Source organism: uncultured Rikenella sp. (assembly GCF_947628055.1).
GTDB lineage: Bacteria > Bacteroidota > Bacteroidia > Bacteroidales > Rikenellaceae > Rikenella.
This window is the reverse complement of the sequence record NZ_CANQYJ010000086.1, coordinates 1-10,465: the sequence shown is the minus strand read 5'-3', so window position 1 is coordinate 10,465 and position 10,465 is coordinate 1. Positions and strand designations below refer to the sequence as shown.

The following is a 10,465-nucleotide window of genomic DNA, read 5'->3' as shown; positions in this document are numbered from 1 at the left end:
TCCTCCTCGCCGCTCACCTTATTCAGGGTAGAGGCCCCGGTTCGAGTGCCGAGCGGCACCGCTGGCAGCGTCGGTTGTTCACAAAGAGAACAGTTCACTACCGAACACGTACAATAAAACCTTCGGTTAATCTCAATATCTTCCCACTGTCAGGCCGAATCATCCCCGGCATAAAGAAAAAGATTACTTTTGCACGAACAGAATGACAGTCCGATGATCGTCCGCCGCAACCGCGCACAGCGCGAAGAACATACCGTCAGCGCCGACCCTCTGGAAGGGAAGACCCTGATCGGCATCGACCCCGGCACCAACGTGCTCGGGTACGGCGTGCTGCGCATCGTCGGAGGAACACCCCGCTGCCAGGTGCTCGGTGTGGTGTCATTAGGGAAATACAAAGACCGGTATCAGAAACTCAGGCATATCTTTGAACGCATTTCCGCCCTCGTAGAGCAATACCGGCCCGACGAAATGGCCCTCGAAGCGCCCTTCTACGGCGACAACGTCCAAAGTATGCTCAAGCTCGGACGCGCACAGGGAGTGGCCATGGTCACCGCCTTGGTGCGGGACATTCCCGTTTTTGAATACTCGCCCCGGCGCGTCAAACAGGCCATCACCGGCCAGGGTGGAGCCTCCAAAGAACAGGTCGCCGCTTTGTTGCAGAAAATACTGGGCATCGGCACGACCCCCAAGGAGCTCGACGCAACCGACGGATTGGCCGTGGCCTTGTGTCATTACTATATCCGTTCCAGCCCGTTGGGAACCTCAGTCGGCGAGCGGCACGGCGAGGGCGGAGTGACCGGCGGGGCGGACAGCTGGGCCGCTTTCGTCAGCAACAACCCTAACAAAGTCAAATAAGCCTCTGTTGCGGATAATTCAGGGAACCTTTTTCCGGCCCATGGCGGAAGAAAAGTCAAACACCCCTCGCCACTGTAGGTAATCTCGGGAACTTTTTCCCGGCACCGGCACCACGGCGGAATACAAAGTCAAACACTCCTCGCCACTGTAAGTAATCCCGGGAACCTCTTTCCGGCACCACGGCGAAAGACAAAATCAAACACTCCTCGCCACTGTAGGTAATCCCGGGAACTTTTTTCCAGCACCGGCACTCGGCGAAGGGCAAAATCAAATAAGCCCCTCTGTCGCAAGGTAATCCCAGGAACTTTTTTCCGACACCAGCACCACGGCGAAGGGCAAAATCAAATGCCGGCTTTCCGTCAGAACTCCCGTTTGCAATCCTGGCAATAATAAAGACAGCGCAGATTACCCGCCGGCGCCATCGTCAGCGTCTCCACTACCGCCGTCGCGATCTTTTTCCAGCGCGACGGCCCTTTCAGCCCGAACGTCACACGCTCCGAGCCGCAGAACGGGCACACTTTCCCCTTTCCCAAGCCCCCGCCGCTCTGCGACGACCGTCCCAACATCTTCATCGCCGCCTCGTAATCCTCGTCCGCCACCGCCAGTTTCACCTCCCTCTCTTCCTGAGGTGCATAAGGAATCACCGAATTGATATACTCGTTCAGCAGGCACACCTCAATGCCCGCCTCCTCCAGCCGGCCCCTGGCCAGCGAAGCCTCGAACGAATCCGGATAAACGCCGACGATCTTCATGACTTTGACAGATTGATATTCCGCAAGATACGCCATTTTTCGCCCGAAAACAACACCCGCGGCACCGAAATGGACAGATATTCCCCGGCGATTATATCCTTTATTGTGTTCGCATTTTTTTGGGGGGGACATTTTTCGGCGCGTGCCGGTTCCGACTTCAATAGGAGTGGCTTCTACTTTAAAAGATCGGCGACCGACAGGCTCAGTTCGAGTGCAGAGCGGCGTAGTGGCCGAAAGGGAGTTTGAAGTCCTGAAAAGATTTCGGGCAGCATCCGGTACGGAAAAATGTGGAGGGGACAGTTATGAATTTTTCATAACTGTCCCCTCCACAGTTGGTGACACCGACAGGACTCAAACCTGTAACCTTCTGATCCGTAGTCAGATGCTCTATTCAATTAAGCTACGGTGCCGTCTGCTTCTGGAAGCGTCTTCCCGAAAGCGATGCAAAGATAGTCACTCTTTCGGCTTTTTCCAAAACCGTACAGTGAAATGCCATTCGCGTCGCCAGCCGAGCTCTCTTTTTGGCGCCTGAGTCGAACGAAAACAGAGTTTCTCTTGCAAATCGTTTTCGCGCAGGCCAGAGCCACCCGTAGCGGAGGCCCGGTGCCGCTCGGCACTCGATCCGGGCTGCCTCTATCCTGAATAAGGTGAGCGGCGAGGAGAAAAACAAGCGTAGCGAAGTTAAAAGGTACGGTTCCTTCCGGCACGGTGCAATATAAACCTACGATTAATTCGGGCAGGACGCCCGGGATGCTGCAATCAAGGACGCTTGCGGCCTTATTGCGGGCCCCCCGTGGGGCGGCGTCCGGCCCGCCATGGGGAAGATCATAGCCGAGCCGTCTTTCTGCCTGTGTGCAGTCAGTACAACTTGAGTCGCAGCCTGCGGAGTTGAGGTAATTACAGTTCAGCTCGAGTACCGAGCGGCACCGCAAGGCCGGCGATGCTCACACATCGCACCGCTTCTCGCCGCAACCCATAAAAAACACCGGAACCAGCAAAAAACACCGCAACCTACCCAAATCCCCGGAAACGCCCCAAAAAACCGAAAAATTCCGAAAAACGCTGCAACCCACAAAAACACCCTCAAAAACCGGAAAAATCACCCTCTTTCCGGCGAAGCCGCAGACAACGCCTGCCCGATATCCGCCAGCAGATCCTCCGCATCCTCCAGCCCCACCGACAGCCGGATCGTACACGGCGAAATATCCATCGAAAGCCGCACCGCCTCCGGGAACGTTCCGAAAATCGTGCTCCACGGATGGATCGCCAGCGACTTATTGTCGAACAAATTCGTCGCGCGGCGAATCAGCCGCAGCCGATTCATGAACGCATAGCACACCTGCTGCGAAGAGAGGTCGAACGTCAGCATCGCCCCCGGCGCCGCACCAAACTGCCGCACCGCGATTTCATGGAACCGATCGGACGGCAGCCCCGGATAAGTCACCCTTTCGACGCCCCGCATTCCCGCCAGTCCCCGCGCCACCTCCAGCGCCGTACGCGACGCCCGCGCATAACGCACCTCCAGCGTCTCCAACCCCAGCGACTGCTGGTACGCCACCTGAGGAGTCATATACGCCCCCAGATTGCGGTGAATCTCCCGCCTGAGCTTCGCCGTGAACGCCTCGCGCATATCGACGCCATACGCTTTCGCAGCCGCCGCTAACTTCGACGAATGCCCCCAGTCAAACGTCCCGTAGTCGATCAGCAGCCCCCCGATCCCCGTAGCTCCGCCCGAGAGATACTTGGTACTCGACACGATTTCGATATCCACCCCGAAATCCCGCGCCCGAAAGACATGGAACGGAATGATCGTCGTGTCCGCCGCCAGCGGCACCCCCCGTTCCCGGCAGACCGCCGACAAAGCCGCCAGGTCGGCCACCTCCATCTGCGGATTGGTGATGATCTCCAGAAACACCGCGCAGGTATCCTTGTCGATCAGCGCCGCCACCGACCCCGGATCGGTCATGTCCGCGAAACGCGTCTCCACTCCGAAATCGGCCAGCGTCGAACGCAGCAGCGAATAGGTATTGCCGAACAAGTGCGGCGAAGTGACCACATTGGCCCCCGCGCGCCCCAGAGTAAGAAACAGATGGGTGATGGCCGCCATCCCGGAGTTGAGGGCCGTGACGCTCAGCGCGCCGGTCGCCCGGCGCACGCGGCGCTCGAAATGCTCCACCGTCGGATTCGTGATCCGCGAATAGGCATGATCGGCCGAGCGTCCCGTAAAAGCCAGCTCCATTGCTTCGGCCGTAGAAAATTCGTAAGCCGCATTTTGATAGACCGGCACGCTCAGCGCACCGTGCGGATCGCTTTTGTCGCAAGGTTCGGCGAGCACTGTCGCCGTAAATCCCCATGGTTTACCGTCCATTTCCCGAATATTTTGGAAAACGTAAATATAAGTATTTCCGTCGTTGCGCGCGAATAAAATTCGCGCCGCTGCCGGATTGTCCGGTGCGAGACACGGAGGGCCCGCAGCGGATGACAGCCGGACGTTTTTGTGTGCATCGGGAAACCGGCAGAAAGGGAATCCGCAGGCCTTCCCGACCGAATCGGCGATTTTCGCTAACTTTGCGGCGTAAAAACGATTTGCTTATGACGGTCAAGGAACGATTCGTGGGGATTATCGGCTGGTTCTCGGAAAACAGGCCGGAGGCGGAAACCGAGCTGCACTACCGCACACCGTATGAATTGTTGGTGGCCGTGATGCTGTCGGCGCAGTGCACCGACAAGCGGGTGAACCAGGTGACCCCGGCGCTGTTCGAGCGGTTCCCGACCTCGCACCAGCTGGCGGGAGCCACACCGGACGACGTGTTCCCTTATGTGAAGTCGGTATCCTACCCCAACTCGAAAGCGGAGCACTTGGTGGCGATGGCGCAGCGGTTGGAAGAGGTGTACGGAGGGCGGGTGCCCGACACGGTGGAGGAGCTGACCACCCTGCAGGGCGTAGGACGCAAGACGGCGAACGTGATCGTCTCGATCGTGTACGGCAAACCCGCGATGGCCGTGGACACGCACGTATTCCGGGTGGCCGAGCGGATCGGTCTGACCACGAACTCGAAAAATCCGCTGCAAACCGAGCGGGCATTGGTGGCGCATATTCCCGCTCCGCTTTTGGGGCGGGCGCATCACTGGCTGATCCTGCACGGACGGTACGTCTGCACCGCACGGGCGCCGCAGTGCGACGCGTGCGGCATTGCGCCGTGGTGCCGGCACCGGCAGCGGGAACTGAAAGCGCAAGAGAAAGCCGCGGGAAAATAATAAGCGGTGCCGCCGGCGACTGGCAAATCCCGCGGTTCCGGAAAAACCGAACCGATTTTCGTAACTTGCCTCCGGATTGACACGAAATACGGTCAAGGTGCCGGTTGCGTGGCTGAATTGACGACGAAATACCGGAACAATGAAACCCCATCTTTTTTTAACGGCCCTTGGCGCCAGCGGATTGCTGGGATCGGGCACCGCCTGGGCGGAGCGCCCGGTGCCTCCGGCCGCCCGAGGAGACAAAACCGCCCCTCTTGCGCCGCGGCAGGGCGAACGGCCCAACATTCTCCTGTTCCTGGCGGACGACATGGGATGGCAGGACACCTCCGAGCCTTTCTGGAAAGACACCACGCCTTTGAACCGCACCTACCGCACGCCCGGCATGGAGGAAATGGCCCGCAACGCCGTCAAGTTCACCGAAGCCTACGCGGCTTCCGTCAGTTCGCCGTCGCGGGTGAGCCTCCTGACCGGCATGAACCCGGCGGCGCACCGGGTGACCAACTGGACGCTTTTTAAAGACCGGGGGCCCGACCCGGAAAGCCCCACGCTCGACTGGCCTGCGTGGAGCGTCAACGGCATCGCGGCCGTGCCGGGGGTGGAACGGACGACGTATGTGACGCCTCTGCCGGAACTGCTGCGGCAGGCGGGCTACCGCACGGCCATCGTGGGCAAAGCCCATTTCGGGGCGATGGACACACCGGGAGCCGACCCGCTGACCCTCGGCTTCGAGGCCAATGTGGCGGGGCACGCGGCGGGAAGCCCGGCGTCGTACCTCGGCGAAAGGAATTTCGGCAACGTGCCGGGCGCCGCGCAGCAGCGGCCCAATGCGATACCGGGATTAGAACGCTACTGGGGCGAAGCTGTTTTCGCTACGGAGGCGCTGACGATGGAGGCGAAAAGGCAGATCGACACGGCTCTCCTGTTAGACAAGCCGTTCTTTCTCTATATGAGCCACTACGCGGTGCATGTGCCGTATGACCGGGATATGCGGTTCTACGGGAAGTATATCGACGCGGGGTTGGATCCGACCGAGGCGGCTTACGCGGCGCTCGTCGAAGGGATGGACAAGAGCCTGGGCGATTTGCGCGGCTATCTGAAAGAGAAGGGGGTCGAGGACAACACTGTGGTGGTGTTCCTCTCGGACAACGGAGGCTTGGCGGCCTGGGGGCGGAGCGGCAGGCTGGGGACGCAGAATTTTCCGCTGCGCAGCGGAAAAGGCTCGCCGCTGGAGGGAGGTATCCGGGTGCCGATGCTGATCGAATGGCCGGGGGTGACGGACGGCGGCACACACTGTACCGTGCCGGTGGCGATCCAGGATCTGATGCCGACCCTGCTCGAAATAGCGGGGGCGGCGGGTGCGAAAACCGTGCAGCGGATCGACGGGCAAAGCATCGTGCCGCTCGTCAGGGGCGATGCGGCGATCAGCCGGCGGCGGCCTTTGGTGTGGCATTTCCCGAACATGTGGGATGCCGAGGGGGACGGTATCGCGCCTTACAGCGCTATTCGGCAGGGGGACTGGAAGCTGGTCTATTATTACGACACGGGGCGCACGATGCTCTTCAACCTGAGGGAGGACATTTTCGAGAAAATAGACCACGGCACGAACCCGGTGCAGGCGAAACGGCGGGCCCGGATGGCCGAAAGGCTGACCCGGGAGCTGAAACGGATGCACGCACAGGTGCCGCGGGTGAAAGCCACGGGCAAGGGGTGCTGCTGGCCGGACGGCTCGCCGTACCGCGAGCCGCGCCGCGAACGCACGGGCCGAGGGGACGGAATCCATTTCTGACGGCAGGGAACAGACCGAACTGTTCCTATTTCCCGTCGTAAATCCCCGAACCTGTCGAATGGCAGTCCTCGGCACCCGAGCCTTCCGGGAGATTCAGGGCAGGGATGCGATCCCGATCGAACCGGCGCAAAATCGGACAGGGATCGGGCCGGAGCGAATGAGGCGGAAAGGACTTCGGCGCGGGTCGGGCCGGATCGCGCGGGGCCGGGCTTCCGCCATTTCCGCATCCTCTTTGCCGTTCGTCCAAAAAGCGTAACTTTGACAACCGGATCAGCACCGAAAAGAATGAAATACATCCTCAAAACCATCATAATCGCGGCGGCCTTCGCTCTGGGCAGCGCGGCGCATGCGCAGAAGATCTCTTCGCAGCAGGCGGCCCAGTTCCAGAAGATAAACCAGGTCATGTATCTGATCGCCAACGGATATGTCGACTCGGTCGATATGGTGAAATTAGTCGAGGGGGCGATCTCGCAAATGCTCGGGAGCCTCGACCCGCATTCCGTCTATATCGGCCCTGAGGAGCTGAAAGAGCAGGAACAGGAGATTGAAGGCAATTTCGAGGGGATAGGCATCGAGTTCAACGTTCTGCGCGACACCATCGTGGTGGTGAACACCGTTCCCGGGGGGCCGTCGGAGCAGGTGGGACTGATGTCAGGAGACCGCATCGTCTATGTGAACGGCGAGCTGAAAACCAAAGTCAGGCTCAACGACGTGCCGAAGTTCCTGCGCGGCCCGAAGGGGACGCGGGCCGAACTGCGGATCGTGCGGCCGGGAGTGGCCGACACGCTCGATTTCAGCATCGTGAGAGACAAAATCCCGATGTACAGTCTCGACGCAGCCTACCGGGTAGATCGGAATACGGGATATGTGAAACTGAACCGCTTCATGGCCACTACGAACGACGAACTGCGGAAAGCGCTGGACGGGATGCAAGGCATCTCGTCGCTGATCCTCGACCTGCGCGGCAACGGCGGAGGACTGCTCGAACAGTCGATCCGGGTGGCGGGGAATTTTCTGAAACCGAACAGTCTGGTGGTCTACACCGAGGGCCTCAACATGTCCCGGCAGGAGGCTCACACGGCACCTTCGGAACCGCTGTTCGGCAGCGGCAAACTGATCGTGTTAGTGGACGAGAGCTCGGCCTCGGCTTCGGAAATCGTCGCCGGAGCGATGCAGGACTGGGACCGGGGGACTGTCGTGGGACGGCGCACATTCGGCAAGGGGCTGGTGCAGCAGCAAATACCGCTGAGCGACGGATCGGCGATCCGGCTGACGGTGGCGCACTACTATACGCCTTCGGGACGCTCCATCCAACGGCCTTACGAACGGGGGAACTTCCAGGGGTATTACAACGACTGGGCGAAGCGTTACAGCTCCGGCGAACTGACCGGCGGCAAGGCTCCGGCGGCAGACTCGTCGCATGTCTACAAGACACTGGTCGAGGGGCGGAACGTGTATGGCGGCGGAGGCATCACGCCGGACGTGTACGTACCGCTCGACACCACGGCCTATTCAGATTACTGGAGCGCTTTGGTGCGCCGGGGGGTCTTGCTGGAGTTCGCGGTGACGGAGCTGGACAGCCGCCGGCAGGAGTACCGGGAGAAATATCCGGATTTCGATACCTTCGCCCGGGACTTCGTCCTGACACCGGAGATGACGGAGCGGCTGATCGCCTTGGGGCGGGCGCGCGGGGTGGAGTATGACGAAAAGGGCATGGAGCGATCGCGCAGGCCGATCGGGGCGCAGATCAAAGCCCTGATCGCACAGCGGCTCTGGAATACGACGGCCTACTACCGGGTCATCAATGCAGAGAACGATCCGGACTTCGCCGCGGCGGTGGCGGAGGCGGGGAAATAAACCGCCTCTCTTTGCTCCCGCGGTGCTCTTTCCGGAGTGGCGAAACACTGACCGTTAAACGAATCCAATTGAAACCATACAGAAAAAAGATGAAAAAAACGTTGCTGCTGGGCGCCGCCGCCCTGATGTTCGCGGCCTGCGCCCAAAAAGGGTATCAAGTCAAAGCCTGTTTAGAGGGACTCGAGGAGGGCCAGACGGTTTATCTCTCCGTGTTGCAGGGCAAGCTGCCCCGCGTGATCGACTCGGCTGCGGTTTCGGCGGGCCAGGCTTCTTTTGCCGGGGAGATCGCTTTGCCGATGCTCGCCCAGATCACGGTCGGGGACAGCACCGGCAAGCCTGCGGTTTGGTTTTTCATAGAGAACAGCCCGATCGCCGTCACCGGTTCCTTGGATCAGCCGGACAGCATTCAGGTGACCGGTTCCGCCGAGCAGGATCTCTACCAAAGCTATTTAGACGCGGTCGACAGCCTGAACAGTTATGCGCAGGTGGTCGTCTACGGCCGGGATTTCATCAAGAACAATCCCAAGAGCGTGGCGGCAGCTTATGTATTTTTCCGCCGCGTGACGCCGGGTCTGGACTATCCCGAAATGCGCGAGTATCTGGCCGGGTTCGACAGCACGCTGCGCGGTTCGGTGTATCTGCAAATGGTCGAGGATATGGCTTCCCGGCTGGAAGCGACCAGCCCGGGGCACCGGTTCACCGACTTCACCCTGCCGGATACCACGGGGACGCCGGTGGCGCTGTCGTCTGTGGCCGGACGGGGCAACTATGTCCTGCTGGACTTCTGGGCTTCGTGGTGCGGCCCGTGCCGTATGGAGAATCCGCATGTCGTGGCTGCGTATAATCAGTTCAAAGACAAGGGATTCACGGTATTCGGCGTGTCGCTCGACCGTCCCGACGGCATGGACAGCTGGAAAAATGCCATCCGCAAGGATGGACTGACCTGGACGAATGTCAGTGACCTCAACTTCTGGAACTGCGCTCCGGCGGTCACTTACGGGGTTCGGTCGATTCCATCGAACGTGCTGATCGGGCCGGACGGGACGATCGTGGCGCGCAACCTGCGCGGCGAGGAGCTGACGGCTAAGTTGAACGAGGTGTATGCCGCTGCGGAGGAAACTGCCGCTGCCGGGGAGTAGCGGGGAAATTTTCCTGGGGTCGTTTTCCTGGGATGTATAAACGGCAAGCCGGCCTGCGCACTTGCGCAGAGGCCGGCTTGTTTCTTTGACCCGGAACAGCGAAAGGAATCAGTTGAAAACCAGAATATAGGCGTTCAGGCAGGTGGCGAAACCGATCCAGACCAAGTAAGGCCAGAAGAGCACGGAGGCGAGGCGCACGACGTGCCACGTCCATAGGATATACCCGAGCACGAGCAGATCGAGCAGGATAATATCGACCAATCCGAGCAAAGGGTTCCGAAGCGTGAAAAAGAGGATGCTCCACAGGAAGTTGAAGAGCAGCTGGACACCCCATAAGGCCAGGAGGCCTTTGCGCCGGGCGCCGGCCCGGTTCCAGACCAGTCCGGCGGAGAGGCCCGACAACAGGTAAATCGCGCCCCAGGCTACGGGAAACATCCAGTTAGGCGGAGTGAGCGCCGGTTTGTCGAGATGCGGATACCAATGCGCGATAGCGTCTGTCTGCAATCGGCTGGCGAAGTATCCCAGCCCGAAACAGAGCAGAACCGGGAGCACATAGGGGAGGGCTTTTTTCATGAGGTTTCGGTTTACCGACTACCGGAACAATTCTCATGCCATCGTCGTTCCTTCCCGGCCGTTCCCGATTCTCCTCGACCCTTCCTCTGCCTTATCGCCCCTTGCCGGCCTTTTCACCTTTGCCAGCTTTTTCCGCCCTTCCCGTCTTTTCCGCCCTTCCCGTCTTTTCCGCCCCTCCCGTCCTTTCCCGGTTCTCCTCGCCCTTTTCCGCCCTTGCCGGCCCGGCGAGGGTATTCTGTCCGCCC

At 60.2% G+C, this 10,465-nt stretch carries 9 protein-coding genes and 1 tRNA gene; 6 read left to right on the top strand and 4 right to left on the bottom strand.

Annotated elements, in window-relative coordinates; genetic code table 11:
- Positions 1-288 precede the first annotated feature (288 nt).
- Entirely contained in the window at positions 289-855 is a 567-nt protein-coding gene (gene ruvC, locus Q0Z93_RS08010; RefSeq protein WP_298064409.1) for a crossover junction endodeoxyribonuclease RuvC, read from the top strand.
- A 359-nt stretch (positions 856-1,214) separates the two neighbouring features.
- On the opposite strand, the gene Q0Z93_RS08005 is transcribed toward ruvC, so the two are convergent.
- The 3 genes from Q0Z93_RS08005 to Q0Z93_RS07995 all read right to left on the bottom strand — a co-directional run bounded on the left by Q0Z93_RS08005 (position 1,215) and on the right by Q0Z93_RS07995 (position 3,975).
- Entirely contained in the window at positions 1,215-1,607 is a 393-nt protein-coding gene (locus tag Q0Z93_RS08005; protein WP_298064407.1) for a DUF2007 domain-containing protein, read from the bottom strand.
- Between the two features lie 333 nt (positions 1,608-1,940).
- Positions 1,941-2,017: transfer RNA gene (locus Q0Z93_RS08000), tRNA-Arg, on the bottom strand.
- Positions 2,018-2,706: 689 nt separating this feature from the next.
- A complete protein-coding gene (locus Q0Z93_RS07995; RefSeq protein WP_298064405.1) occupies positions 2,707-3,975 on the bottom strand; it encodes a PLP-dependent transferase in 1,269 nt (422 codons plus the stop codon).
- 224 nt (positions 3,976-4,199) lie between these two features.
- Here Q0Z93_RS07995 and nth point away from each other — a divergent pair, with 224 nt between their 5' ends.
- The 5 genes from nth (at position 4,200) to Q0Z93_RS07970 (ending at position 9,647) form a co-directional block, all read left to right on the top strand.
- Positions 4,200-4,865: an endonuclease III gene (gene nth, locus Q0Z93_RS07990; protein WP_298064404.1), complete on the top strand. Its 666-nt coding sequence runs from the start codon at positions 4,200-4,202 to the stop codon at positions 4,863-4,865.
- A gap of 139 nt (positions 4,866-5,004) precedes the next feature.
- On the top strand, positions 5,005-6,651 hold the full coding sequence (locus Q0Z93_RS07985; protein WP_298064403.1) for a sulfatase: 1,647 nt from the start codon (positions 5,005-5,007) through the stop codon (positions 6,649-6,651).
- Positions 6,652-6,709: 58 nt separating this feature from the next.
- Positions 6,710-6,907 carry a hypothetical protein gene (locus Q0Z93_RS07980; protein WP_298064402.1) on the top strand — a complete coding sequence of 66 codons (198 nt, stop codon included), beginning with the start codon at positions 6,710-6,712 and terminating at the stop codon, positions 6,905-6,907.
- Between the two features lie 29 nt (positions 6,908-6,936).
- Complete coding sequence (locus Q0Z93_RS07975; RefSeq protein WP_298064400.1) at positions 6,937-8,508, top strand: S41 family peptidase; 1,572 nt, start codon at positions 6,937-6,939, stop codon at positions 8,506-8,508.
- 89 nt (positions 8,509-8,597) lie between these two features.
- Complete coding sequence (locus tag Q0Z93_RS07970; protein ID WP_298064399.1) at positions 8,598-9,647, top strand: TlpA disulfide reductase family protein; 1,050 nt, start codon at positions 8,598-8,600, stop codon at positions 9,645-9,647.
- Between the two features lie 108 nt (positions 9,648-9,755).
- On the opposite strand, the gene Q0Z93_RS07965 is transcribed toward Q0Z93_RS07970, so the two are convergent.
- Positions 9,756-10,220 carry a TspO/MBR family protein gene (locus Q0Z93_RS07965; RefSeq protein ID WP_298064398.1) on the bottom strand — a complete coding sequence of 155 codons (465 nt, stop codon included), beginning with the start codon at positions 10,218-10,220 and terminating at the stop codon, positions 9,756-9,758.
- Between the last annotated feature and the right edge of the window lie 245 nt (positions 10,221-10,465).

Bases quoted from the DNA above. Each gene is read 5' to 3' on its own strand.
- Q0Z93_RS08005 (WP_298064407.1), bottom strand. From the start codon at position 1,607: ATGAAGATCGTCGGCGTTTATCCGGATTCGTTCGAGGCTTCGCTGGCC.
- Q0Z93_RS07995 (WP_298064405.1), bottom strand. From the start codon at position 3,975: ATGGACGGTAAACCATGGGGATTTACGGCGACAGTGCTCGCCGAACCT.
- nth (WP_298064404.1), top strand. From the start codon at position 4,200: ATGACGGTCAAGGAACGATTCGTGGGGATTATCGGCTGGTTCTCGGAA.
- Q0Z93_RS07985 (WP_298064403.1), top strand. From the start codon at position 5,005: ATGAAACCCCATCTTTTTTTAACGGCCCTTGGCGCCAGCGGATTGCTG.
- Q0Z93_RS07980 (WP_298064402.1), top strand. From the start codon at position 6,710: ATGGCAGTCCTCGGCACCCGAGCCTTCCGGGAGATTCAGGGCAGGGAT.
- Q0Z93_RS07975 (WP_298064400.1), top strand. From the start codon at position 6,937: ATGAAATACATCCTCAAAACCATCATAATCGCGGCGGCCTTCGCTCTG.
- Q0Z93_RS07970 (WP_298064399.1), top strand. From the start codon at position 8,598: ATGAAAAAAACGTTGCTGCTGGGCGCCGCCGCCCTGATGTTCGCGGCC.
- Q0Z93_RS07965 (WP_298064398.1), bottom strand. From the start codon at position 10,220: ATGAAAAAAGCCCTCCCCTATGTGCTCCCGGTTCTGCTCTGTTTCGGG.